This is a genomic window from Streptomyces sp. AC1-42W, assembly GCF_003248355.1.
In the GTDB taxonomy this organism is placed as follows: Bacteria; Actinomycetota; Actinomycetes; order Streptomycetales; family Streptomycetaceae; genus Streptomyces.
The window spans coordinates 131,259-154,810 of sequence record NZ_QKWY01000002.1 but is presented as its reverse complement, the minus strand read 5'-3'; the positions used below and the strand labels follow the sequence as shown (position 1 = coordinate 154,810).

The 23,552-nt window shown below is 72.5% G+C and carries 22 protein-coding genes; 12 read left to right on the top strand and 10 right to left on the bottom strand.

Going from position 1 to position 23,552, the window contains the following annotated elements:
• The first annotated feature begins 115 nt into the window (after nt 1–115).
• Nucleotides 116–778 carry a class I SAM-dependent methyltransferase gene (locus DNK56_RS18500; protein ID WP_111336173.1) on the top strand — a complete coding sequence of 221 codons (663 nt, stop codon included), beginning with the start codon at nt 116–118 and terminating at the stop codon, nt 776–778.
• A 28-nt stretch (nt 779–806) separates the two neighbouring features.
• On the opposite strand, the gene DNK56_RS18495 is transcribed toward DNK56_RS18500, so the two are convergent.
• Nucleotides 807–1,301: a TrmH family RNA methyltransferase gene (locus tag DNK56_RS18495; RefSeq protein ID WP_111336171.1), complete on the bottom strand. Its 495-nt coding sequence runs from the start codon at nt 1,299–1,301 to the stop codon at nt 807–809.
• 95 nt (nt 1,302–1,396) lie between these two features.
• On the opposite strand from DNK56_RS18495, the gene DNK56_RS18490 reads away from it, so the two are divergent.
• The 5 genes from DNK56_RS18490 to DNK56_RS18475 all read left to right on the top strand — a co-directional run bounded on the left by DNK56_RS18490 (nt 1,397) and on the right by DNK56_RS18475 (nt 5,517).
• Complete coding sequence (locus tag DNK56_RS18490; protein ID WP_111336169.1) at nt 1,397–2,551, top strand: DUF371 domain-containing protein; 1,155 nt, start codon at nt 1,397–1,399, stop codon at nt 2,549–2,551.
• A gap of 357 nt (nt 2,552–2,908) precedes the next feature.
• On the top strand, nt 2,909–3,073 hold the full coding sequence (locus tag DNK56_RS35425) for a hypothetical protein (RefSeq protein ID WP_199564801.1): 165 nt from the start codon (nt 2,909–2,911) through the stop codon (nt 3,071–3,073).
• A gap of 9 nt (nt 3,074–3,082) precedes the next feature.
• Entirely contained in the window at nt 3,083–3,376 is a 294-nt protein-coding gene (locus DNK56_RS18485) for a Dabb family protein (protein WP_111336167.1), read from the top strand.
• Nucleotides 3,377–3,537: 161 nt separating this feature from the next.
• Entirely contained in the window at nt 3,538–4,416 is an 879-nt protein-coding gene (locus DNK56_RS18480; RefSeq protein WP_446750470.1) for an RNA polymerase sigma factor SigF, read from the top strand.
• 234 nt (nt 4,417–4,650) lie between these two features.
• Nucleotides 4,651–5,517: an RNA polymerase sigma factor SigF gene (locus DNK56_RS18475; RefSeq protein ID WP_111336161.1), complete on the top strand. Its 867-nt coding sequence runs from the start codon at nt 4,651–4,653 to the stop codon at nt 5,515–5,517.
• 135 nt (nt 5,518–5,652) lie between these two features.
• Here DNK56_RS18475 and DNK56_RS18470 read toward each other — a convergent pair whose 3' ends face one another.
• Nucleotides 5,653–5,865: a hypothetical protein gene (locus DNK56_RS18470; RefSeq protein WP_111336158.1), complete on the bottom strand. Its 213-nt coding sequence runs from the start codon at nt 5,863–5,865 to the stop codon at nt 5,653–5,655.
• 252 nt (nt 5,866–6,117) lie between these two features.
• Between DNK56_RS18470 and DNK56_RS18465 the strand changes: the two genes are divergently transcribed.
• The 4 genes from DNK56_RS18465 to DNK56_RS18450 all read left to right on the top strand — a co-directional run bounded on the left by DNK56_RS18465 (nt 6,118) and on the right by DNK56_RS18450 (nt 11,184).
• Entirely contained in the window at nt 6,118–6,663 is a 546-nt protein-coding gene (locus tag DNK56_RS18465; protein WP_111336155.1) for a MarR family winged helix-turn-helix transcriptional regulator, read from the top strand.
• The gene (locus tag DNK56_RS18460; protein ID WP_111336152.1) at nt 6,664–9,129 is read left to right on the top strand and encodes an MFS transporter; all 2,466 of its coding nucleotides are present in this window, start codon (nt 6,664–6,666) and stop codon (nt 9,127–9,129) included. It begins immediately after the preceding gene.
• A gap of 206 nt (nt 9,130–9,335) precedes the next feature.
• Nucleotides 9,336–10,154 carry a YceI family protein gene (locus DNK56_RS18455; protein ID WP_111336149.1) on the top strand — a complete coding sequence of 273 codons (819 nt, stop codon included), beginning with the start codon at nt 9,336–9,338 and terminating at the stop codon, nt 10,152–10,154.
• A gap of 109 nt (nt 10,155–10,263) precedes the next feature.
• Nucleotides 10,264–11,184 carry an NAD(P)-dependent oxidoreductase gene (locus tag DNK56_RS18450; RefSeq protein WP_111336146.1) on the top strand — a complete coding sequence of 307 codons (921 nt, stop codon included), beginning with the start codon at nt 10,264–10,266 and terminating at the stop codon, nt 11,182–11,184.
• On the opposite strand, the gene DNK56_RS18445 is transcribed toward DNK56_RS18450, so the two are convergent.
• Together DNK56_RS18445 and DNK56_RS18440 are read right to left on the bottom strand one after the other, a co-directional pair.
• Complete coding sequence (locus DNK56_RS18445) at nt 11,178–11,960, bottom strand: TetR/AcrR family transcriptional regulator (protein ID WP_111336144.1); 783 nt, start codon at nt 11,958–11,960, stop codon at nt 11,178–11,180. The two genes, DNK56_RS18450 and DNK56_RS18445, sit on opposite strands and share 7 nt — an antisense overlap.
• A gap of 139 nt (nt 11,961–12,099) precedes the next feature.
• On the bottom strand, nt 12,100–13,626 hold the full coding sequence (locus DNK56_RS18440; RefSeq protein ID WP_111336141.1) for an MFS transporter: 1,527 nt from the start codon (nt 13,624–13,626) through the stop codon (nt 12,100–12,102).
• A 168-nt stretch (nt 13,627–13,794) separates the two neighbouring features.
• Between DNK56_RS18440 and DNK56_RS18435 the strand changes: the two genes are divergently transcribed.
• Nucleotides 13,795–14,661: an endonuclease/exonuclease/phosphatase family protein gene (locus DNK56_RS18435; protein ID WP_111336138.1), complete on the top strand. Its 867-nt coding sequence runs from the start codon at nt 13,795–13,797 to the stop codon at nt 14,659–14,661.
• 19 nt (nt 14,662–14,680) lie between these two features.
• Here the strand turns inward: DNK56_RS18435 and DNK56_RS18430 are convergent, their stop codons facing one another.
• Nucleotides 14,681–16,900, bottom strand: a complete 2,220-nt coding sequence (locus tag DNK56_RS18430) for an ArnT family glycosyltransferase (RefSeq protein WP_111336135.1) — start codon at nt 16,898–16,900, stop codon at nt 14,681–14,683.
• Nucleotides 16,897–18,231, bottom strand: a complete 1,335-nt coding sequence (locus DNK56_RS18425; RefSeq protein ID WP_111339384.1) for a bifunctional glycosyltransferase family 2/GtrA family protein — start codon at nt 18,229–18,231, stop codon at nt 16,897–16,899. The genes DNK56_RS18430 and DNK56_RS18425 overlap by 4 nt, the downstream gene beginning before the upstream one ends.
• Nucleotides 18,232–18,360: 129 nt before the next feature.
• Here DNK56_RS18425 and DNK56_RS18420 point away from each other — a divergent pair, with 129 nt between their 5' ends.
• Nucleotides 18,361–19,101 carry a class I SAM-dependent methyltransferase gene (locus DNK56_RS18420; RefSeq protein WP_111336132.1) on the top strand — a complete coding sequence of 247 codons (741 nt, stop codon included), beginning with the start codon at nt 18,361–18,363 and terminating at the stop codon, nt 19,099–19,101.
• Nucleotides 19,102–19,205: 104 nt separating this feature from the next.
• Here DNK56_RS18420 and DNK56_RS18415 read toward each other — a convergent pair whose 3' ends face one another.
• The 4 genes from DNK56_RS18415 to hemC form a co-directional block, all read right to left on the bottom strand.
• A complete protein-coding gene (locus tag DNK56_RS18415) occupies nt 19,206–21,368 on the bottom strand; it encodes a hypothetical protein (RefSeq protein WP_111336129.1) in 2,163 nt (720 codons plus the stop codon).
• Nucleotides 21,365–22,051, bottom strand: a complete 687-nt coding sequence (locus DNK56_RS18410) for an ABC transporter ATP-binding protein (RefSeq protein WP_111336126.1) — start codon at nt 22,049–22,051, stop codon at nt 21,365–21,367. The genes DNK56_RS18415 and DNK56_RS18410 overlap by 4 nt, the downstream gene beginning before the upstream one ends.
• A 108-nt stretch (nt 22,052–22,159) precedes the next feature.
• The gene (locus DNK56_RS18405) at nt 22,160–22,393 is read right to left on the bottom strand and encodes a hypothetical protein (protein ID WP_111336123.1); all 234 of its coding nucleotides are present in this window, start codon (nt 22,391–22,393) and stop codon (nt 22,160–22,162) included.
• A 205-nt stretch (nt 22,394–22,598) separates the two neighbouring features.
• On the bottom strand, nt 22,599–23,516 hold the full coding sequence (gene hemC, locus DNK56_RS18400) for a hydroxymethylbilane synthase (RefSeq protein WP_111336120.1): 918 nt from the start codon (nt 23,514–23,516) through the stop codon (nt 22,599–22,601).
• Nucleotides 23,517–23,552 lie beyond the last annotated feature (36 nt).

Sequence of the window (23,552 nt, the reverse complement as noted above, 5' to 3'; positions counted from 1 at the left end):
ATGACCCGTGCACATCGCGACATCGCATGGGCTGATCACCGTACCCCGGCCCGGGCGAGGCAAACGGCTCGTCGCCGGGACTCCCGCGAGCCATCGGAAGAAAGCACTGGCCCTGATGCAGATCGTACGAGGCAAGAAACTCGAGAAGGCCGCCGACGGTGAATTCCGGCAGCTGGCCCAGGAGAGTTCCCGAGTCGTCGTCGACGTCGGCACGGGCGATGCCAGGGCCTCCTACCGCATCGCCAAGGAGAACCCGGACTGGCTGGTCGTGGGGGTGGACCCGGCCTGGCAGCGGATGACGCAGACGAGCATCCGCAGCCGCCGCAAGCCCGCCAAGGGCGGCGTACCGAACCTGCTGCTCGTCAACTCCTCGATCGAGAGCGCCCCCGAGGAGCTGGCCGGGGCCGCCGACGAGCTGCTGGTGCTGATGCCGTGGGGAAAGCTGCTGCACGGTCTGGTGCGCGGCGACGAGGACATCTGGACCGGGCTGCGGACCGTCGCCAAGCCGGGCGCGCCGCTCACCGCGACGGTGGGCACCAGCATCTGGCGCGAGCCGGTGCCGCGCGACATCCAGGGGCTGCCGGAGCTGACCGACGCCTACGTCGAGGACGTGCTCACCGCGAAGGCGCTCGCCGCCGGGTGGCGGATCACCGGCTTCCGGCTCACCCCGGCGGAGGAGGCCGCCGCCGTCTCCTCGTCGTGGGCGCGCCGGCTGGACGCGGCCAGCACCGAGGTCATCGCGACCCTGACGGCCGTCACCGCCGAACCGGCGGAGTAGCCGGGCGCCCGGCCGGGAAGACCGGCGGTCAGCCGGTCGGGAACTGCCGGCAGTACTCGTACATGGCCATGGCGCCCGCCGTGGCCACGTTGTAGCTGTGCGGCGAGCCCCAGACCGGGATCTCCACGCACTCGTCGACGCAGGCGAGCTCGTCCTCCTTGAGCCCGGTCCGCTCGTTGCCGAGGACGATGACCGCCTTACGGGGGAAGCTGATCTCGTGCAGGCTCTTGGAGTTCGTGGCCTGTTCGAGCGCGATGACGGTGTAGCCCTCCTCGCGCATCTTCTTCAGCACCGGGGGCAGGCTCCTGCGCACCTCGATCTCGACGTGCTCGGCGCCGTCCCGGGCGATCTTCGGGTCGAGCTTCGCGTTGCCGCAGGCGATGATCCGCTCGACTCCGCAGCACCCCGCCGTCCGCACCACGCTCGACAGGTTGACCCGGCTGCGGAAGGCCGAGCACGCGATGACGAGCTCACGGGGGCGCAGCAGAGTGGTGCCCGGCTTGTGGCGGAGGTGTTCGAACATGCCGGGAAGTCTACTGGCCCCGCGCCGCCCGGCTCCGCGCGCGGAACGCGGATTACGATGGCCGGTCGGACCACGTCTACGGCCTGGAGAAGGCAATGAAGATCCAGGCCAGGGGCCATGAGAACGTCCGCGCGACCCATGCCAAGACCCTGGAGATCACCGGCGAGCGGGACATCACCGCGCGGGCGACCTGCGTCGTCGGAGTGGACGCCGCCTTCGACGCGCGGGGGCTCGCCCTGCTGCGCGGCCCGGTCGCCGTCCGGCTGACCGCCGGGCCGCACACCGCGACCGGCACCGCCGTCGTCAACCCGCACCACGAGGTCACCGACCGCCTGGTGCTCCGGCGCAGCGAGCACGCCTCACCGGACACCTTCGCCTTCCGCAGCACGCTGGTGGCGAGCGACCTCGGCGCGGAGTTCACCGCCGCGCTCGGCGACCCGGCGAACGAGGTGACCCTCACGCTCACCGAGTCCGGGCCGCGTCAGCCGCTCGTCCTGGTGCACCGGCGCGGCCTGCCGGAGCCGGGCGGGCGGACGGGGCTGCTGTGGCGGGACGCGGACGCCTCGCTGGACCTGGACGCGGCGCGCGTCCCGGACGCGGCGCGCACGGCCCTGGCGGACGGCGGGGTGATCGCCGCGACCGTGTCCGGCCCGCTGGACGGCGTCTCGCAGGCGGCCGGCGCGTGGCTCGTCGAGGCGGCCGGGCACGGGGCGCGGTTCGAGGTGGTGGGCGATGCGACCGGGGCCCTGCCGGCGCTGCTCGCGGCCGGGCTGCCGGCCGCGCCGGCGGTGCACCTCGGCCGGACCGACCGCCGGGCCCTGGCCGCCGCGCCGCACGCCGAACTGGTGCGCACGGCGCCGGTCCCCGTGGTGTTCACGGCCCCCGGTTCCGCTCTCGGCGCGCTCGCGGAGGTGCTGGCCGGGTCTGCGGCGGAGCGCCGGATCGCCGTGCCGGACGGCCGCCCGGACCTGGGGCACGGGGTGCGCTGGCTGCCGCTGCCGGAGGCGGTCGCGGCCCTGGACGGCGACGAGGAGGGCGTGTTCGTGCTGGCGGCCCCGGAGCGCGGCGCCTGGAACGTGGACCTGCGGCCCCTGCTCCCCGTGCTGGTGGAGCAGGGGGTCACCGCACGCACCCTCAGCACGGTGCTCCGGCCGCTCGGGATCAGCCGCCGCGACGTCTACGACGCGCTGGGCGATGCGCCGGGAGCGCGGGACGGGGGCGAGCGGGACGCGGGGCGCCGGAAGAAGTAGGAGGGGGAGGGGGGAAGCGGCATCGGGGGGGATGTGCCGCTTCCCCCGGAGCCAGGGGCTGTCGCTCCTTGCCGCGGTCGGGGGAGGCCACGGCACGGGTCCCGCGACAGGACCCCTGCTCCGGCCGCCGGGACTCCGTGGAGTCCGCGGGGGCTCGTATCCCATCCTGCCGTGCCGGGGGCCGCGCCGGGCCTGCCGAAGGGCCCCGATCCGCAGGTCCTTGGTCCCTCGTGCGGCGGCCGCGGCACGGCACGGGCGATCCGGAACTCCCGGCGGAAACGGGCATGCGTACGGATAGACTCGCCCGACCGTACAGGGGATCGAAACCGCAGGGGATCGAAGGGGAGTCAGGGGCCGATGGCACAAGCGAAGAAGATAGCCCTCTACGCGATAGTCGTCTTCGTGCTCTACACGATCATCAACTCCCCCGCACGGGCCGCGGACCTGGTCCAAGTAGGGTTCGAGGGCATCGCGAACGCCGCCCAGGGGGTCGGCGACTTCATGTCCGAGCTGGTCAACTAGGAGCACCGCGTGATCCGCCATCTGGTCCTGTTCAAGCTGAACGACGGCGTCGAGCGGGACGACCCCCGGGTCGTCGCGGGCGCCGAGGCGTTCCGGGCCCTGGAGGGCACGGTCCCGGAGCTGGAGTTCTGGGAGTGCGCCTGGAACATCACCGACCGGCCGATCGCGTACGACTTCGCCATCAACTCCGCGGTCGCGGACGAGGCCGCGCTGAAGCGGTATCTGGAGCACCCCGACCACCAGGCGGCCGCCGGGCTCTGGCGCGAGTTCGCCACCTGGGTGATCGCGGACTACCCGTTCTGACGCCTTCGGCCCTGCGAGCCCCTCACCGGCGCGGTGAGGGGCTTTCCTGTGTTCAACACGGCGCTATGGGGTGCTTGCACATAGTGGTCATGTCTTGTGATGCTATGACCGCTTTTGACAGACGGATTGACTGAAGTTGACCGCAAAGGGGTGGCGTCATCGTGCCGGCCAGTACAGCGCCTCAAGTGCCTCCCCAGGTCCACCAGGCGGCACCGGCCGCCCCGGCGCCGGCGCCGCTCCAGGAGACCCCCGACGAGACGGTCGCGCCCGCCAGGTCCCGCGCCGCCGACACCAGGGCGCTGACCCAGGTGCTGTTCGGCCGGCTGAAGACCCTGGAGCCGGGCACCCCGGAGCGCGAACGGGTCCGGACGGCGCTGATCGAGGCGAACCTGCCGCTCGTGCGGTACGCCGCCGCGCGGTTCCGCAGCCGCAACGAGCCGATGGAGGACGTCGTCCAGGTCGGCACCATCGGGCTGATCAACGCCATCGACCGCTTCGACCCCGAACGCGGCGTCCAGTTCCCGACGTTCGCGATGCCGACGGTCGTCGGCGAGATCAAACGGTACTTCCGGGACAACGTGCGCACCGTCCACGTACCCCGGCGGCTGCACGAGCTGTGGGTCCAGGTCACCGGCGCCACCGAGGACCTGACGACCGCGCACGGCCGGTCGCCGACCACCGCCGAGATCGCGGAGCGGCTGAGGATCTCCGAGGACGAGGTGCTGGCCTGCATCGAGGCCGGGCGCTCGTACCACGCCACCTCGCTGGAGGCCGCCCAGGAGGGCGACGGGCTGCCCGGACTGCTCGACCGGCTCGGCTACGAGGACCCCGCGCTGGCGGGCGTCGAGCACCGGGACCTCGTCCGGCACCTCCTCGTACAACTGCCCGAGCGCGAGCAGCGCATCCTGCTCCTGCGGTACTACAGCAATCTGACGCAGTCCCAGATCAGCGCGGAGCTGGGGGTGTCGCAGATGCATGTGTCAAGGCTTCTCGCCCGTAGTTTCGCCAGACTCCGATCCGCAAACAGGATCGAGGCGTAGCTGAGACGGGTAGACCGTTCTTGGGCGTTTCCCGCCGGCCAAAAGCCTCACACCCCTTGTTAACTGCACAGACTCCCCCGTAACTTGTCGACAAGTCACTACAGCGCGTTGCCGACATGTGACATTCTGCGGGAAGCGCGTTTGCCGCAGTCCCGCCTCCGGTATTCAGGTGGCAGGCTGCGTTCCTCCGATGGTCGTGGCCACCGCGACCGTCCGCGACCTCAAGGGGGTGGCATGTCCGAAGAACAGGGCAGCTCGAAGGTGCTCACGCTCACCAAGAGCGAACCCGCACCCGTTGCGCTCACCAGCTCGCCGGAAGCCATCGACACCCGCACGCTCTCCCGCTCCCTGTTCCTGCGGCTCGCCGCGCTGGGGCCCGCCCCGGGGCCCGGCGGGACGGACAGCCCGGAGCGTGCGTATGTACGGGACACGCTCATCGAGCTGAACCTGCCGCTCGTGCGGTACGCCGCCGCGCGGTTCCGCAGCCGCAACGAGCCGATGGAGGACATCGTCCAGGTCGGCACCATCGGCCTGATCAAGGCGATCGACCGCTTCGACTGCGAACGCGGCGTGGAGTTCCCGACGTTCGCGATGCCGACGGTCGTCGGGGAGATCAAGCGGTTCTTCCGGGACACGTCGTGGTCGGTACGCGTGCCGCGCCGGCTCCAGGAGCTGCGGCTCGCCCTCACCCGGACCAGCGACGAGCTCGCGCAGAAGCTCGACCGCTCGCCGACCGTCCCGGAGCTGGCCAAGGCGCTCGGGGTCTCCGAGGAGGAGGTCGTCGACGGCCTCGCCGTGGGCAACGCCTACACCGCCTCCTCGCTGGACTCCCCCGCCCCCGAGGACGACGGCGGCGAGGGCTCGCTGGCCGACCGGCTCGGTTACGAGGACGCCGCGCTGGAGGGCGTCGAGTACCGCGAGTCCCTCAAGCCGCTGCTGGCCAAGCTGCCGCAGCGGGAACGGCAGATCATCATGCTGCGGTTCTTCGCCAACATGACGCAGTCCCAGATCGGCGAGGAGGTCGGCATCTCCCAGATGCACGTCTCCCGCCTGCTGACCCGCACCCTGGCCCAGCTCCGCGAGGGCCTCATCGCCGACTGATCCGGCGCGATCCACGACGGCGGCGCCCGGAAACGACGGCGCCGCCGCCCGCGCGGATCGGCACGGACAGCGGCAGGTACGAGAAGACGGCCGCGGCCCCGGACGGGACCGCGGTCATGGACGGGCCGGCGGACCTCAGCTCAGGGCGAGCCAGGCCACCGCGCCCAGCACGACGACCACCGCGACGATGCCGGCGATCAGGCCCGTCCTCGGGCCGGAGGAGGTGGCCGCGGGCTGTTGGGCGCGCTGCGGCTCGCCCTCGTCCACGAAGGCGCGGAACATCTGGGTACTGCCGGCCGGGTCGTAGGAGCCCTCGGGGCCCTGCGGTGCGTGGGGATTGTGTGCCATGTCGCAGGACCCTAGCGAACTCGGGCGAACGGCCCAACCCCCAACCCCCGGTCTCCGCCCGCCGATCGCCCCCCATGTGGCACGGACCACATCAGGGCGCCTCCTACCGCACGGCCTGCGGGTTTGACCAGCGCCCTACGGAGCCTTTTGCGTTCCTTTACCCCAGCAAGCCCCATTTCGTTTGCCTGTAGCAACCAACGGCTTCTATGGTTGCCCTAAGCAACAAGATGACCGGTGAGATCTGGGGGTCCCGTGGCCGGACGGAGTCAGTACGAAGAACTGGCCCGGCAGCTCAGCGCCATCGGGGCCGTCAAGAGGGGTCTCGCCCGCATCCTGCCCGCCGAGTGCCCCGCCGGCTCCGCCGCCGTGCTGACTCTGCTGAGCCGGCACGGGGAGATGCGGATCAGCCGGCTGGCCGAGCTGCTCGCCGTCGACATGTCGGTGACCAGCCGGCACGTCGCCCATGTGGCGGAGCGGGGCTGGATCGAACGGTTCCCGGACCCGGCGGACAAGCGCTCCCGCATCCTGCGGCTGACCCCCGCGGGGGAAGAGGTGCTCGACGACCTCTCCCGCCGGTCGACCGAGATGTTCGCCGGCCATCTGCACGACTGGACCGACGCCGAGGTCGGCCAGCTCAACACGTTGCTCGCCCGGCTGCGCGACAGCTTCTCCTGCCGCGGCGCCGGAGGGTGCTCCCCCGGGAAGCACGGCGCCGACTGCCGCCCCCGGCAGCCGGACGCCCACCACGACTCGTACACCCGTACACCTGTGCAAACAGAAGCGAAGACAAGGACTTAAATGGCTACGACCACACCAACCGGTGTGCGGGGCGGCCACGCCAAGCACGGAGGCCATGACGCCTCCGGCGGCGCGCCGATGACACACCGGCAGATCATGGAGGCGCTCGCCGGGCTGCTGCTCGGCATGTTCGTCGCGATCCTGTCGTCCACCGTCGTCTCCAACGCCCTGCCGGAGATCATCGCCGACCTGGGCGGCGGCCAGAGCGCCTACACCTGGGTCGTCACGGCCTCGCTGCTGGCGATGACGGCGACCACCCCGCTCTGGGGCAAGCTCGCCGACCTGTTCAGCAAGAAGCTGCTGGTCCAGATAGCCCTGATCATCTATGTCGCGGCCTCGGTCGTGGCCGGCCTCTCGACCAGCGCGGGCATGCTGATCGCCTGCCGTGTGGTGCAGGGCATCGGCGTCGGCGGTCTCTCCGCCCTCGCCCAGATCGTGATGGCCGCCATGATCGCCCCACGCGAGCGCGGCCGGTACAGCGGCTACATCGGCGCGGTCTTCGCCGTCGCCACCGTCGGCGGCCCGCTGCTCGGCGGCGTCATCACCGACACCAGCTGGATGGGCTGGCGCTGGTGCTTCTACGTGGGTGTGCCGTTCGCGGTGATCGCCCTGATCGTGCTCCAGAAGACCCTCAAGCTCCCCGTCGTCAAGCGGGACGTCAAGGTCGACTGGACCGGCGCCTTCTTCATCAGCGCAGCCGTCTCGCTGCTCCTGCTGTGGGTGACGTTCGCGGGCGCCACGTACGACTGGATGTCCTGGCAGACCGGCGTGATGCTGGTGGGCTCCCTGCTCCTCGCCCTGGTCTTCGTCCTCGTCGAGTCCCGCGCCAGTGAGCCGATCATCCCGCTGCGCCTCTTCCGCAACCGGACCATCACGCTCGCGTCGCTCGCCTCGCTGTTCGTCGGTATCGCGATGTTCGCCGGCACCGTCTTCTTCAGCCAGTACTTCCAGCTGGCGCGCGGCAAGTCGCCGACGATGTCCGGTGTGATGACCATTCCGATGATCGGCGGTCTGTTCATCTCCTCGACCGTCTCCGGCCAGATCATCACCAAGACCGGTCGCTGGAAGGCGTGGCTGGTCAGCGGTGGCTTCCTGGTCACCGCCGGGCTGGGCCTGCTGGGCACGATCCGCTACGACACGACGTACTGGCACATCGCCGTCTACATGTTCGTGATGGGTCTCGGCATCGGCATGATGATGCAGAACCTGGTGCTCGCCACGCAGAACCAGGTGGACCCGTCCGACCTCGGTTCGGCCTCGTCCGTCGTCACGTTCTTCCGGTCCCTCGGTGGTGCGATCGGCGTCTCGGCGCTGGGCGCCGTCCTGGCGAACCGCGTCACCCGCTACGTCAAGGAGGGCCTCGCGGACCTCGGTCCCGAGGGCGCGGCCCTGGGCCACGGCGGCACGGCCGGTGGGGGCATCCCCGACCTGGACAAGCTGCCCGCCCCGTTCCGCACGGTCATGGAGGCCGCTTACGGACATGGCGTCGGCGACGTCTTCCTGTACGCCGCCCCGTCCGCCCTGGTCGCCTTCCTGATCACGCTGTTCATCAAGGAGGTCGCGCTCAGGACGAAGGCCGTGAGCGAGACGGGCGCGCCGGTCCCGGCGGCCGGCGTCCCCGCCGAAACCCCCGCCGAAACCCCCGCCGAGGCCGGGGCGGAGGCCGCAGCGGCGGCCCTCCCGGTGGACCTCGCCGAGGACGGCATCCTCGTCAGCGGCGTGGTCCGGGGCGCCGAGGGCGTCCCGGTCGGCCGGGCCGCCGTCACCCTGATCTCGCTCGGCGGCCGCCAGCTGGGCATCGCCGCAGCGCGGGAAGACGGCGGCTACGCGCTGGACGCCCCGGGCGCCGGTTCGTACGTGCTGATCGCCTCGGCCGACGGCTTCCAGCCGCAGGCGTCCACCGTGGTCGTCGGCGACGAGCCGCTGGCCCACGACATCCTGCTCGCCGGGACCAGCGGCCTGGCCGGCACCGTCCGGGACGCCGGGAGCGGGGCACCGGTCGCGGACGCCGTGGTCGTCGTGACCGATGTACGCGGCGACGTACTGGCCACCGGCAAGTCCGGCGAGGACGGCGGCTTCGCCTTCGGCGAGCTGGTCCCCGGCGCGGTCACCGTCGCGGTCAACGCGGCCGGATTCCGCCCGCTGGCCCTGCCGGTGGAGGTCGGCGGCCAGGGCACCACCCGGGTCGAGGCCGCCCTGCGGGCCGGTGCGCTGGTCCAGGGCGTCGTACGGGCCGGGGCGGGCCGGTGCCCGCTGCCGGACGCGCGGGTCACGCTGGTGGACGCGGCCGGCAACGTGGTCGCCCACTCGACGACCGGGGAGGACGGGGCGTACGCCTTCGCCGACCTGGACGCGGGCGAGTACACCGTCGTCGCCAACGGCTACCCGCCGGTGGCCGGTGCGCTGACCGTGGCCGGCCACGGGGTGGACGGCCACGACATCGAACTCGCCCATCCCGGCGAGTAACGAGAGCGGTTCGGGGTAGAACCCCGGACCCCCACGGACCCCTGGTGGGCGGCGTTCTGTGAGCGGAGGCGCCGCGCCCCGGGGACATGGGCCCCGGCGGCGGGGACGGCAGGCAGGGGACGGCCTGCCGGTCCCCGCCCCGGGGCCCGACTCATGGAACGACCGGCCGCGACGAGCGGGCGGGGCATCGGCAAGGAGAGAACGGCATGGGACTTCGCGCGCAGGTACGGACGCGGGACGGCTGGGCCGTCCAGCACGCCGTGGTGACGGTCACCGACATGACCGGCACCCAGGTACTGCGGGCCGCCGCCGACGAGACCGGGACGGTACGGGCCGACACCCCGCTGCCCGCGGGCGCGTACACGGTCATCGTGACGGCGGTCGGCTACGCCCCCACCGCCTCCACCGCCCTCGTCACGGCGAGCGGCACCGTCGAGGCCGGCACGGTGGTGCTGCACCGGCAGGGCGGGGTGGAGCTGCCGCCGCCCGGCACCTGGTCGCTGGACCCAGCGCACTCCTCGGTGGGCGCGGTCGCACGGCACCTGGGGATCTCCAGCGTGCGCGGCCGGTTCACCGGGTTCGGCGGGCGCGTCGAGATCGCGGCGGACGTCCAGGACTCCCGGGTGGAGGCGGTCATCGACGCGGCGAGCATCGACACCGGCAACGACATGCGCGACAAGCACCTGCGCTCCCCCGACTTCCTGGACACCGACCGGTTCCCGGAGATCACCTACCGCTCCAGCGGGCTGACCCCGGCCGGCCCGGACCGCTGGACCGTGCACGGCGAGCTGACCATGCGCGGCGTGAAGCGCCCCGTCGACCTGGACCTCAGCTACCTGGGAACCGGCCCGGACCCGTGGGGCGGGGTGCGCGCGGCGTTCGGCGCCACGGCCGAACTGCGCCGCGAGGACTTCGCCATGAACTACAACCAGGTCGTCCAGACCGGCATCTCGGCGATCGGCACCACCCTCCGCGTCGAACTGGACATCCAGGCCGTGCGGGGCGATTCCCTGCCCGCCGTCTGACACTCCCCGGTCGTAGGGTCGAGGCCATGGCACCCGACATCGCGACGAACACGACCGCGGCCCTCGACGCCCTGCCGGCCACCGGCGGCCTTCCGGCCCGGCTCGCCCCGTGATCGCGCCCGGCCTGCTGGACCGGGCCCGGATCGTCGCCGGGCCCGAGGTCGGTGACGCCGCCGTGCGCGGGCTGTCGGCGGCCACCGGCCGGCCCGTCGAACGCGCTCCGGGCGAGGGCCCCTTCGTGTACGTGGGCGCCGTCCTGCCCGACGCGCTGCGCGGCCCGGACCTGGTCTGGTTCCACAGCGTCAACGCGGGCACGGACGCGCTGGTGCTGCGCGGCGACCGGCCCTGGCCGTCCGGGGTGCCGCTGACCCGGACCGTGGGGCGGATGGGCGAGCGGATCGCGCAGTACGTGCTCGGCTGGGTGCTGGCCGAGTGCCAGTCCGTCCCCGGGTACGCGGCGCAGCACGCCCGCGCCGAGTGGCGCCGGCTCCCCTCGGAACTCGTCGCCGGGCAGACCGCCGTCGTCCACGGCACCGGACGCATCGGCTCCGCGGTGGGCGCGCTGCTGCGGGCCTGCGCCATCCGGACCGTGGCCGCCGTCCGCACCCCGCGCCCGGTGCCGGCCGGCTTCGACGCGGTCGTCCCGGCCGGTGAACCGGTGGCCGCCCGCTGGGTGGTGGCCGCGCTCCCGCTGACCCGGGCGACCACCGGCTACTTCGGCGCGGACCGGTTCGCCGCGATGGGCGGGGCGACCTTCCTCAACGTGGGGCGGGGCGCGACGGTGGACCTGGGGGCGCTCGGGGACGCGCTGCGCGCCGGGACGGTGGGGCGGGCGGTGCTCGACGTCCTCCCGGACGAGCCGCCCGGACCCGGCCATCCGTGCTGGCGGCTGCCCCGTACGGTCGTCACCTCCCACTCGGCGGGCATCACGGCGGACGAGGACGTCGTCGCGGACTTCACCACGTGTCTGCGGGAGTTGGCGGCCGGGAAGAGACCGGCGCTCGCCGTGGACCCGGCGCGGGGCTACTGAGCGGGAGCGTTCGCGGGTCCCCGGTCCCGCATCGCGTCGATGCCCGCGATCAGCAGGTCCAGCGCGAAGACGAAGTCGCGGTCGCGCATCTCCTGGATGGTGGCGCCGCCGCGCGCTGCCATCATGTCCCGCGAGTCCTCCACGAACTCGTCGAGTCCGGGCTGCTCCCGGATCGCCGACATGGCCTGCCGGAAGTACTGGTCCTGGGTGAGCCCGGCCTCCGCACTGCGCTGCGCGAACTGGCCCTCCACCGTGCCGAATCCGTACACGAACTGGAAGACCGCCGACAGCGCGCCGCTGCGGCCCTCGGCGGGCAGGCCGGTCGCGCGGATCACGTCCTGGATGGCGTGGGTCACCAGCAGCGAGTGCGGGCCCAGGTTCAGGAACTTGCCCGCGAGCGGCGAGACCCAGGGGTGCCGGACGAGCAGCCCCCGGTACGCCCCGGCCAGTTCGCGGAGCCGGTCCTGCCAGCCGGCCTCCCCGGCCGGCGGTCCGATCTCGGCGTAGACCGCGTCGAGGGCCAGCTCCAGCAGGTCGTCCTTGGTGTCCACGTACCAGTACAGGGACATCGCGGTGACGTTCAGTTCGGCGGCGAGCCGGCGCATGGAGAACTTGGCCAGGCCCTCCGCGTCGAGCAGCCGCACCGAGGCGGCGGTGATCCGCTCCCGGTCGAGCCCGGCCGGCTGGTCGGCGCGCCGGGAGCGCGCGGGTGGCCGGTTGTTCAGCCACACGCTGGTCCGGACAGGGTTCTTCACGCGGTCGGCCGCGGACACCATGGCGCACTCCCTCGTCTCACCGGCGGGACGAACGGACCGGCCCGCACACCGGACGCGCCGGACGCGGACGAGCCGCGTGCCGACCGCGTACCGGCCGCCCGGTAAACGGAGCAGTGCGGTCCGGTGGTCCCCTCTGATGCTATGCCGCTGTCGCGGCCGGATCAGCCGGTGCCGATTGTCCTCGCTCCGCCCGGCGCAGCAGCAGGGCGGCCAGGAGTCCGCCGGCGAGTACGGCGACGGCCCCGCCGAGCATGCTGGTCTCCAGGCCGGAGGCGAACGCGTCCGTGATGCGCGCCCGCTCCTCCGCGCCGTGCGCCGCGGCCAGGGCGGCGGGCAGCGAGGCGGCGCCGACGGCCGATGGGACGAGCGCGGCGAACCGGGAGTTGAGGACCGCGCCGAGGACGGCGACCCCGAGGCCGTTGCCGCATTCCGCGAGGGTGCCGTTGACCCCGGCGCCCACTCCGGCCTTCTCCGGCGGGATGGCGCTCATGATGGCGTTGGCCATCGCGGGCATGGCGAGCGCGATGCCGGCGCCCATGACCAGCAGCCCGAGCAGCGTGCCGCCGTAGCCGTGCCGGCCGAGCAGCGCGATCGCGGCGAGCCCGGCCGCGAGCAGCCCCATGCCCGTGGCGATGGTGGCGGGCGTGCCCAGCTTCGGGACCAGCCGGGCGCCGAGCCCGGTGAGGTTCAGCGCGACGACGCTCAGGGCGAGCGGTGCCGTACGCAGCCCCGCCTCCAGCGGCCCGTAGCCCAGGACGAACTGGAGCTGCTGGGTGAGCAGGAACAGCGAGCCGCCCATGCCGAAGGCGACGAGGACCGCGCCCGCGACCGCCCCGACGAACCGCTGGTCGCGGAAGAAGTGCATGTCCAGCATCGGGTACGGGATGTGCAGCTCCCAGAGCACGAAGCCGGTGAGCACGGCGGCGCCGGTGAACGCGGTCAGCAGCACCCGGCCGGACGTCCAGCCGTGCTCGGGGCCGGAGATGATCGCGTACACGACGGCGGCCATGCCGATGGTGGAGAGCAGCGCGCCCAGCAGGTCGGGGCGGTCGCCGCTCGCGTTCTTCGACTCGGGGACCAGCCGCACCACGGCCACCAGGCCGATCACGGCGACGGGGATGTTGATGAGGAAGATCGCGCCCCACCAGAAGTGGTCGAGCATCACGCCGCCGATCAGCGGGCCGACCGCGAAGCCGAGCGAGCTGACGGTGGACCAGATGCCGATCGCCTTGACCCGCTCACTGTCGTCGAAGATCTGCACGACGACGGCGAGCGTGGTGGTCATCAGCAGCGCGCCGCCGACGCCCATGCCGGCCCGCGCGGCGATCAGTTGTGCGGAGGACTCGGCGAGCCCGGCGATCAGGGAGCCGATGCCGAACAGGGCGAGCCCGGCGACCAGCATCTTCTTGCGCCCGTAGCGGTCGGCGGAACTGCCGGCCGTGAGCAGCAGCCCGGACTGGACGAGCGAGTAGGCGTTGATCATCCACTGCACATCGGCGGTGGAGGCGTCCAGTTCCCGGGTGAGGGAGGGGATCGCGACGTTGAGGACGGTGTTGTCGAGCAGCACGGTCAGCTGGGCGAGACAGATGACGCCGAGGATCAACCAGCGCTGCGGGTGGCTCGGTGGGGCGAGCGGGTGGTTCTTCGCGGCGTCGGTCGCCGTCATAGGTACTCCCTGCTGTCGTCGGTGTTCGAGCGGCGCCCCTATACGGTGTACAGGAGCGAGGTTGTACACCGTATAGGAGCGCGCCGGGGCGTACAAGCGACTTTTCGTGGGTACGGTGCCGGTCGCCGAAATCCGCCCCGAGAACCGGCTCCCGGAAGCAGGAGTGATATGTCGCTGCGTCGTCGCACGGTGGAAGTCCTGGTGGCAGCGGGCCTGTTGGGGGCGGCGCTCGCGCCTCCCGCGACGGCGTCCACGGGGCCCGGGCCGGGGGCGTCGGTGCCGCTGCGCGTGGCCACGTACAACATCCACGCCGGGGCCGGCACGGATGGCGTCTTCGACCTCGACCGGCAGGTGGCCGCCCTGCGCGCGCTGGACGCCGACGTCATCGGGCTCCAGGAGGTGGACGTCCACTGGGGCGCCCGCAGCGAGTGGCGCGACCTGGCGGGCGAGCTGGCCCGGCGCCTGGGCATGCGGGTCTCCTTCGCCCCCATCTACAGCCTCGCCCCGGCGGCGGAAGGGGAGCCCGAGCGCGAGTTCGGGGTGGCGGTGCTGTCCCGGTACCGGATCGTGAGCGCCGAGAACCACGAGCTGACCCGGCTCTCCACGCAGGACCCGAACCCGGTCCCGGCGCCCGCGCCCGGCTTCGGCGAGGTGGTGCTGAAGGTGCGCGGGCTGCCCGTCCACGTGTACGCCACGCATCTCGACTACCGGGGCGACCCGTCCGTCCGTATCGCGCAGGTGGCCGACACGCGGCGGATCATGGCGGAGGACCGGGAGTCGGAGCGGGGCCCGGTGCGGCAGATCCTGCTCGGCGACTTCAACGCACCGCCGGCCGCGCCCGAACTGGCGCCGCTGTGGCGGGAGCTGACCGATGCCGAGCCCGGCGCGCCCACGTATCCGGCGCTGGACCCGGTCCTGCGGATCGACTACGTGGCGGTTTCGAAGGACACCGTCCGGGTACGCGACGCGGCGGTGGCCGAGACGCTTGCCTCGGACCACCGCCCCGTCGTGGCCGACCTGTCGCTACGGCGCTGAGCCGCCGGCTCCCGGACGGTCAGCCGGTCGCCGCCTTCGGCCGGGTCAGGTCGTAGAAGGTGGCGCCGCCCGCCGTCACCTCGGTGAAGTTCTCCGTCACCCAGGCGGAGATCCGCGAGGCGGCGCCGCTGCCGCCCATGCCGCCGCCACCCATTCCGCCGCCCATTCCGCCGCCCGCGACGAAGTAGTGGACGCGGCCGTCCTCGACGTACTTCTTGAACTGCGCGAGCGTCGGGGACGGGTCGCTTCCGTTGAAGCCGCCGATCGCCATGACGGGCTTCTCGGTGGCGAGTTGGTAGCTGGCCGCGTTCTGCGAGCCGATGGCGGCGGCCGCCCAGGTGTAGTCGTCGGCGTCCGCCTCCAGGAGCGCCTTGGCCTCGGCGCCGACGGAGGCGCCGTTGAGCAGGCCGCCCATGCCACCGCCCATGCCACCGGGTCCACCGCGCTCGCCGGTGCCGAAGGGGAGGCGGCGGGTGCCCTGGTTCTGGCCGTCGTTCTGGCCGTCGTTCTGGCCGGTGCCTTGGCCGGTGCCTTGGCCGGTGCCTTGGCCGGTGTTCTGGCCGGGCGGGGTGCCGGTGGGCGGTTGGCCCATGGGGTTGCCCGGCTGGTTCGTGCCCTGCGGGTTGGTGCCCTGCTGGTTCGTGCCCTGCGCGCCCGGGGGCCGCATGCCGCCGGGGGAGCCGTCCGGACCGCCTCCGCCGGGCCGTCCGCCCCGGCCACCGCCGCCCGGTCCGCCCATGCCGGCGCCGGACGGGCCCGCCGTGACGATCGAGCCCTGGTGGCCCGTGTCCAGCGTGCTCACGGTGTACGCGGCCGGCCCGGCGAGCGACGCCGCCAGGCCCAGCACCGCGACGGCCGACACCAGCGACCGCCCCAGCCGGGCCGCGAGCGCCAGGCCCGCCGCCGCCACGAGCCCGGTGACGAGCACCGCCGTACGCAGCCACGGCTGGTAGTCCGGGGTCCGGCCCAGCAGCACGTACGCCCAGTACGCCGTCACCGCGACCGTCACCGCCAGCACGGCGCCCGCCCACCAGCGCGCCCGCTCCTCCCACAGCACCGTGACGCCCATGCCGATCAGCGCCGCGAGACAGGGGGCCAGGGCCACCGTGTAGTACTGGTGGAAGATCCCGGCCATGAAGCTGAACACGGTGGCCGTCATCAGCAGCGAGCCGCCCCAGGCGACGAAGGCCGCCCGCGCCGTGTCCGTACGGCCCGCCCGCCGGGTCAGCCACAGGCCCGCGGCGAGCAGGATCAGGGCGGCGGGCAGCAGCCAGGAGATCTGGGCGCCGATCTCCGCGTTGAACATCCGGCCGATGCCGGTCTCGCCCCACTGACCGCCGCCGCCCCGGCCGCCTCCGCCCCCGCCGACGCTGCCGGTCTCCTCGCCGTTGAGCCGGCCGAGGCCGTTGTAGCCGAAGGTCAGCTCCAGGAACGAGTTGTGCTGCGAACCGCCGATGTACGGGCGCGAGGAGGCGGGCCACAGCTCGACGACCGCCACCCACCAGCCGCCCGAGACGAGCACGGCGAGCGCCGACAGCCCGAGCTGCCCGAACCTCCTGCGTACGGGGACCGGCGCGCACACCGCGTACAGCACCGCAAGCGGCGGCAGGATCAGGAACGCCTGGAGGGTCTTGGTCAGGAACGCGAGACCGACCGCGACGCCCGCCCACACCAGCCACTTCGCGCGGCCCCGCTCCAGCGCGCGCAGCACGCAGTAGACGGTGACCGTCATCAGCAGGGCGAGCAGCGCGTCCGGGTTGTTGAAGCGGAACATCAGCGCGGCCACGGGCGTCAGCGCGAACACCGCCATGGTGATCAGCCCGGCCGCCGCGCTGAACCGGCACCGCACGGCCGCGTACAGCACCCCGGCCGTCGCCGTGCCCATCAGCACCTGCGGGGCCAGGATCGCCCAGGAACCGAGCCCGAAGATCCGCACCGACAGGGCCATGGGCCACAGGGCGGCCGGGGGCTTGTCCACGGTGATGGCGTTGGCCGCGTCCAGCGAACCGAAGAAGAACGCCTTCCAGCTGCTGCCGCCGGCCTGCGCGGCGGCGGAGTAGAAGGAGTTGGCGTAGCCGGAGGCGCTGAGGTTCCAGAGGTAGGCCGGCGTGATCACGAGCAGCAGGGCGAGGAACGCGGGCCGCACCCACGGGGCGTCGCCCGGCCGCCCGCGCCGGACACGGCGGAGCAGCGAGGCACCGGCCCGCGCGGGGGCGTGGACGGGGTTGAACGTGGTCATCGGTCGTTCCTCGGGTCGTCGTGGGGGGTCCGGGCGGGCGGCTCGGGGTTTCCGCGGTCGCGGTCGCGGTCGCGGTCCGGGAAGACCCAGGCGCGGAACAGCAGGAACCGCAGCACCGTCGCCGCGAGGTTGGCCGCGACCAGGACGGCGAGTTCGGTGCTGTGCGAGGGCGAGCCAGAGGCGGCGCCCAGGGCCGCCAGCGAGCCGCTGGTCAGGGCGAGGCCGATGGCGAAGACCACGAGACCCTGCGCCTGGTGGCGGACGGCGCCGCCCCGGCCGCGTACGCCGAAGGTGAGCCTCCGGTTCGCGGCCGTGTTGGCGACGGCCGAGACCAGCAGCGCGGCGCCGTTGGCGAGCTGGGGCCCGGCGCCGAGCCGGAAGAGGGAGTACAGGGCCAGATAGAACAGCGTGGACAGGGCGCCCACGACGCAGAAGCCGACGAGCTGGCGGGCCAGGCCGCCGGGTACCCCGCCGATCGCCCGGTCGCGCGGGTCGTCCCCGAAGGGCCGGGCCAGCCGGTCGAGCGGCAGCGCGCCCACGGCCAGCGCGCGGCCCACCCGCCACACGCCCTTGAGGTCCTCGGTGGCGGTGCGCACGATGTGGACCGTGGAGTCGGGGTCGTCGACCCAGTCGACGGGCACCTCGTGGATGCGCAGCCCGGCCCGCTCGGCGAGCACCAGCATCTCGGTGTCGAAGAACCAGCCGGTGTCCTCGACCATGGGCAGCAGCCGCTGCGCGACCTCGCGCCGGATCGCCTTGAACCCGCACTGCGCGTCGCTGAACCGGGCGGCCAGCGAGGACCGCAGGATGATGTTGTAGGCCCGCGAGATGAACTCCCGCTTCGTCCCGCGCACCACCCGCGAACTGCGCGCGAGCCGGGAGCCGATGGCGAGGTCCGAGTGGCCGGAGATCAGCGGCGCGACCAGCGGCAGCAGCGCGTTGAGGTCGGTGGACAGATCCACGTCCATGTACGCGAGCACCGGCGCGTCCGAGCCCGTCCACACGGTACGCAGCGCCCGCCCGCGCCCCTTCTCCTCCAGCCGGAACGACCGCACCCCCGGCAACGACCGCGCCAGCCGCTCCGCCACCTCGGGCGTCCGGTCGGTGCTGGCGTTGTCTGCGACGGTGATCCGGAAGGCGTACGGGAAGGTGCGCGCGAGATGCTCGTGCAGCCGCAGCACGCACGGTTCGAGGTCCTTCTCCTCGTTGTAAACGGGTACCACCACATCGAGCACGGGCACACCCGCCGCACCGGGCGCTCCGGCCGCGCCCGCTCCGGCCAGGAGGTGGTCCCTGGCCGGCAGGGCGCTCCAAGGGGTCTCTGTTCGCATGCCGTCGACCGTCGCCAACGGCCCTGTCACGAGCGTGTGCCAGACCTGTGGTGGGCCTGTGAGCGGCTCACGGCCCGGACGGAGGAAAGGGGTTTGACGGCTTCCGGCGGGCGGTGCTGGAGTCTGCGGGTGGACAGCATCCCCGCCAACCGGCGGCTCTGGAACAGGATCAGCGGCGCCTACCAGCGACGGCACGATCCGCAGATCGGCGCCTCGCCCCGGCTGTGGGGCATGTACTCGATCCCCGACGCGGAGCTGGGGGCGCTGGGCGACGTCACCGGCAAGCGCGTCCTGGAACTCGGCTGCGGCGCCGGCCAGTGGTCCCGGTCGCTCGCCGCCGAGGGCGCGACCGTGGTCGGGATGGACCTGTCCGAGGCCCAGCTCGCGGCGGCGGCCGGGGCGATGGGAGCCGACCGGTACGCGCTGGTGCAGGGCGCCGCCGAACAGCTGCCGTTCGCCGACCACGCCTTCGACCTGGTCTTCTGCGACTTCGGCGGCCTCAGCTGGGCGCCCGCGCGGCTGGCGGTGCCGCAGACCGCGCGGGTTCTCGCTCCGGGCGGGCGCCTGGTGTTCAACGTCGCCGCCCCCTGGTTCGAGACCTGCTACGACGAGGCCGCGGAGCGCGTCACCACCACGCTCCAGAAGCCCTACTTCGGCCTGGACGCCATCGCCGAGGACGAGGGCGCGACCAGCTACCAGCTCACCTACGGCGACTGGGTCAGGGTCCTGCGCGGCGCGGGCCTCGTCATCGACGACCTCATCGAACCCCGCCCCGACGCCGCGACGCTCAACGGCTACAACCCGACCGACCCGCCGGACTGGGCCCACCACTGGCCGGCGGAAATGCTCTGGGTGACCCACAAGCCGTAGCGTCCCGCGAGAGCCCCCCTCCCGGGCCGGCGCCCTGGCCGACGGCCCGGTTCAGTGCGCTGTCCGTGAGCCCGCAGCCTTGTGGCCGTTCACGACGCTTCGCGTCATTCGTTGCGCGGGCGCCAGACCAGCCCCGCCGCGGACGCCGTCCGGGCGCCCCACCAGGCCATCGCCGCCGCGCACGCCAGCCCTGCCGCTCCCACCGCCGACAGTGCGGACAGGCGGTCGGCGGAGTCCGCCATCAACGGGGTCGTCACGTACCAGGTGACAGCGACGGCGGCACACACGGCGAACGCGGTCGGTACGAGCAGGGACCAGACGGAGACCTCGTAGTACACGCGGCCGTTGCCGCTCAGCACCGAGACAGGGCCCAGTTCGCGGCCCGTCCGGACGAACTGCGCCACCGCGCCGATCCCGGCCACGACCACGATCACCAGCACACCCGCCACGGAGAACAGCTCCAGCCACCGTCCAGCCGCAATGCCCTCGCCGCTGCCACCGAGGCTGCCTGCCATCGCGAACACCTGAACGTCCGTTGCCATGGCCAGATGTGCGTTGGCGCTCCGGTGCACCCGTGGCAACGACAACTGCCGCCCGTCCTCCGCCAGGACCACCAGGGCCGGTTCCTCGGACGTCCGCACGGTCTCGGTCACGTCTCCTGTGCGAGCTCGCAGACGCACCCCGACCGACCGCTCCAACTCTGCGGCCCGAGCCAGACCCGTATGGCGGGTACGCAGTTCGGCAGAGCCTCCAGCAGGGCACTTCGCGCCCAGGTCCCGCCACACCGGGCAGCCCGCGACGAGATCGAGCCGTCCCGAGCGGGGATCCCTCGTCACGGCCAGGGCGTACACCCCCGTCCCCAGGTCCCGTTCGAAGGCCGCCACGTCGGCAGTGGTCGTCGACAGCGTCGTGGAGACCCGCACCACGCTGGTGCCTAGGTGTTCCTCCACCGCCTCGACCCGGTCGCTGATGTCCGTGAACAGACTGATCGCGATCTGTCCCTGAGCGGCGAGACCGACCGCGACCACCACCGCCGCCACCAGTCGCGCGACCGGGCGCGCGCCCACCGCCAGGCGCCGGCCCGCGACCAGCATCCCCACCCGGCCCCGCGCGGCACCGAACCTGGCCAGCGTGGGTCCGGCCGCCGACACCACCGCACCAGCCACCCCGGGCAGCAGCGCGATCGTGATCACGCTGCCGGCCGCGAGAACGGGCAGGCGCAGGTCGTACGGCGCCAGCTCGGTGCCCCGCACCGTGCCGAAGAGCGCCACCGGAAACAGCCACAGCATCCACTCGCGGCGCCGCTTGGCGGCCACTGGCCGCGTCGAGGCTCCTGGCCGGTATCGCGGCTGGAGCAGCACCACGGCGGCCAGCACGGCGAGTGGTGTGCCCAGCACACCGCTCACGAGCGCGGGGAGCGCGGCGCGGGTGTCGGGCACGTACAGCACGAAGTCGACGGCGGGCAGGGGTATGTCCGTGAGGAGCACGGGAGCGACGGCCACGGCCGCCACCGAAGCACCGAGGGCCACAGGCAGCACCGCCTCGCCCACCGTGAACCAGGCTCGGGCACCGCCGGAAGCGCCCAGCGCCGTCAGGACGGCGGTCCGGCGATCCCGGGCCGCGGCGCCGACCCGGGCGGCGATCACGACGAACAGCCCGGCGGGAAGGCCCACCAACGCCAGATAGGCCCAGTGGAACTCCTTGGAACCGAAGTTGTACATGTGCTCCCCGAGCGACGGTGTCCAGGAGACACCGAATCCCGAAGCCTTGGTCATCCCCTCCGGGTCCAGCCGTTCGGCCGTCGGCCGTACATACGCGAAATACTCGCTCGGCGACTCCAAGCCGTCCTCGGCGATGGTGCCCTCGACTCGGCCGTACTCCTCGCGCACCTGAGGACCGGCTGCCTTCAGGGCGGGAGAGAGCACTGCCTCACCGGGCTGCGGCCACCGACTCAGGCCGGGCGGCAGAGGTGCGTCGGGCGTGAGGGGTTCGATGTACACCACGTCGTACTGGCGATCCTCGACGCTCGCCAGCGTCGCCCGCCACAGCAGCGTGGCGGAACCCGTGTCGGTGACTTGCGGCCAGCGGGCCTGACTGCGCTCGGCGCGACCGTCGAAAGAGGAGAGAGCGAGGATGAATACGCAGACGGCGAGGGTCGCCACAGCGGTGGCGGCGAACAGCGCGAAGTAGCGGATGCGGCCCGCTTCCGCCGACCGGGACGCGGCGCGTCCCATGCGCAGGAGCCGACGCCGCAGCCCGCCGTTCACCGCGCCTCCTGGGCCTGGACCAGACGTCCCTCGTGCAGGTGCAGTCGCACGTCGGCGCGCCCGGCCACCATCGGGTCGTGCGTCACCACCACCAGGGCGCACCCGTGTTCCCGCGGGGTGCTGAACAGCAGGTCGGCCACGGCTTCCCGCTGTTCACCGTCCAACGCGCCGGTCGGCTCGTCCGCCAGCAGCAGTTCCGGCGTGTTGACCAGGGCGCGAGCCACGGCGACGCGCTGCCTCTCACCGCCCGACAGGTCCCGCGTGGCGGTGGCCTCGGGCACCCCGAGGCGGCCGAGCAGCGACTCGGCGCGGGAGCGGGCATCGGCGACGGCGTCGCCGGCCAGCAGACTCGCGATCATCACGTTCTCCACGGGGGTGAGCTCTGGAAGAAGCTCGCCGAACTGGAAGACCATACCGACGTGCCGCCGCCGGTGGGCGGCAAGGGCCCGGGCGGACAGCCGGGTCACGTCCCGTCCCACGACCTCGACGCGCCCCGCCTGTGGGCGGATCAGCCCCATGACGCACATCAGCAGGGTGGACTTCCCGCTTCCGGAGGGGCCCATCACGGAGACGGAACCGCCCGCGGGGACGGTGAGGTCGGCGCCGGCGAGCAGGCTTCGGCCGGATACGCCGTAGACCACCTCGCTCAGTCGCAGGACGGGAGGTACGGGGGATGCGGTCACGCGGAGCTCCCTTGGTCGGGGGATCACTCGAAGTGGACGGCGGCGACAACGCACGCCTGACCGAGGGGCCGGCCGGGCCCTCGGTCAGTCCATGCGATCGAACCTACGTCAGTCGGAGTACCAACTGGTATGCCAATAAGGCAGGTTGTGGCGCAAAACCGTCCTGCGAGCTGTGTAGACCTCGGAGTGCCGCCCGCTCTCCACAGTGCCCGTGTTGCCGTCGTTGTCGGAAGGACCGCCCGGGCCGTCCTTGTTCCACAGCGTCAACTTCGTACCCGAGTGGGCCACGCGGTAGTACTCCGCCTTCACCCAGCGGCTGGAACCGGTGTCCTTGAGGCTCATGACCGAGCGGCTGCCCTCGGTCCAGAACCGGAGTTCGCCGCTGCAGGAGTGGGGGGCCGATCTCGTGGCTGTCGGCCAGGCCGTCGCCCTTGGTCGGGCCGGCGTCGTCGCTGCAGGTCACAAAACACCGGGCGGTACACCTGGTCCTGTCCCGGCAGGGGTTCGCCGGGCTCGTGGAGTACGCCAAGCGCCTCGGGTGACCCGTTCACCCGACCAGGCCCTGTCCGGCGGCCCGGTTCAGTGCGCTGTGGCGGGTCAGGCGTCGGCAGACCTCAGCGGCTGTGCGCTTCGCGTCCGTGCCGGTCGAGCGGACGTCGATCGCCATTTCACCGTCCGCCGAGAATGACCGAGCCCGGACGGTGTAGGTGGTCGTGGTGGCTTCGTTCGTCGTGCAGTACCCAGCGAGTGGGGCGTTGCAGAACCCACCCAGTTGTCGCAGCACGAAGCGTTCGGCCTCGGCCTCGATTTCCGTCGCGGGGTGGTTGAGCCCCGAGATCATTCGGCGGGTCCGGCTGTCACCCTCCCGCGTCTGGAGCGCGATGATCGCCGCTCCGAGCGGCGGGCAAATGATCTCGGCATGAATCCGTTCATTGATCCGATGGCTCAGGCCGAGCCGTTCCATGGAGCAGGCGGCAAGGATCAGTGCGTCCACCTCGTGTCGGGAGAGAGCTCCCAGCCGGTCACTGACCGGGCCACGCAAGGGCACAACATCAAGGTCGGGTCGGAATGCCCGCAGAGCGGCCATGCGACGTACCGAGGCCGTTCCAACGCACGCGCCCGGAGGCAGTGTGTCAAGCCGTAGCTCCGCGTCGCGCGCCACCAGACAGTCCCTGAGGTCATCCCTGTGCAGGTAGGCAGCCATGGAAAGACCCGGAACATCGTGCGCTGAGGCGTCCTTGAGGCAGTGCACCGCAACGTCGATCTCACCGGCGAGAAGCGCTGTCTCGATCTGCCGCGAGAACACACCGTCCTCGCTGAGCGCCGCTCGATTCACCTCACGGTCGCCATCCTCCCCGGCGAAGGACCGCAGGAGAGTGGGAACGGGGGCGAGCGCGGCCAGGATCGGCGCGCTCTGGGACAGGGACATCAATGAGGCGCGAGCGCCGATACGCAGCGGTGCCATTCTCAAGTTCCCCTTTAGTGACAATCTGTCGGAAAA

Bases quoted from the DNA above. Each gene is read 5' to 3' on its own strand.
- DNK56_RS18500 (WP_111336173.1), top strand. From the start codon at position 116: ATGCAGATCGTACGAGGCAAGAAACTCGAGAAGGCCGCCGACGGTGAA.
- DNK56_RS18495 (WP_111336171.1), bottom strand. From the start codon at position 1,301: ATGTTCGAACACCTCCGCCACAAGCCGGGCACCACTCTGCTGCGCCCC.
- DNK56_RS18490 (WP_111336169.1), top strand. From the start codon at position 1,397: ATGAAGATCCAGGCCAGGGGCCATGAGAACGTCCGCGCGACCCATGCC.
- DNK56_RS35425 (WP_199564801.1), top strand. From the start codon at position 2,909: ATGGCACAAGCGAAGAAGATAGCCCTCTACGCGATAGTCGTCTTCGTG.
- DNK56_RS18475 (WP_111336161.1), top strand. From the start codon at position 4,651: ATGTCCGAAGAACAGGGCAGCTCGAAGGTGCTCACGCTCACCAAGAGC.
- DNK56_RS18470 (WP_111336158.1), bottom strand. From the start codon at position 5,865: ATGGCACACAATCCCCACGCACCGCAGGGCCCCGAGGGCTCCTACGAC.
- DNK56_RS18460 (WP_111336152.1), top strand. From the start codon at position 6,664: ATGGCTACGACCACACCAACCGGTGTGCGGGGCGGCCACGCCAAGCAC.
- DNK56_RS18455 (WP_111336149.1), top strand. From the start codon at position 9,336: ATGGGACTTCGCGCGCAGGTACGGACGCGGGACGGCTGGGCCGTCCAG.
- DNK56_RS18445 (WP_111336144.1), bottom strand. From the start codon at position 11,960: ATGGTGTCCGCGGCCGACCGCGTGAAGAACCCTGTCCGGACCAGCGTG.
- DNK56_RS18440 (WP_111336141.1), bottom strand. From the start codon at position 13,626: ATGACGGCGACCGACGCCGCGAAGAACCACCCGCTCGCCCCACCGAGC.
- DNK56_RS18435 (WP_111336138.1), top strand. From the start codon at position 13,795: ATGTCGCTGCGTCGTCGCACGGTGGAAGTCCTGGTGGCAGCGGGCCTG.
- DNK56_RS18430 (WP_111336135.1), bottom strand. From the start codon at position 16,900: ATGACCACGTTCAACCCCGTCCACGCCCCCGCGCGGGCCGGTGCCTCG.
- DNK56_RS18425 (WP_111339384.1), bottom strand. From the start codon at position 18,231: ATGCGAACAGAGACCCCTTGGAGCGCCCTGCCGGCCAGGGACCACCTC.
- DNK56_RS18405 (WP_111336123.1), bottom strand. From the start codon at position 22,393: ATGAGCCTCAAGGACACCGGTTCCAGCCGCTGGGTGAAGGCGGAGTAC.
- hemC (WP_111336120.1), bottom strand. From the start codon at position 23,516: ATGGCACCGCTGCGTATCGGCGCTCGCGCCTCATTGATGTCCCTGTCC.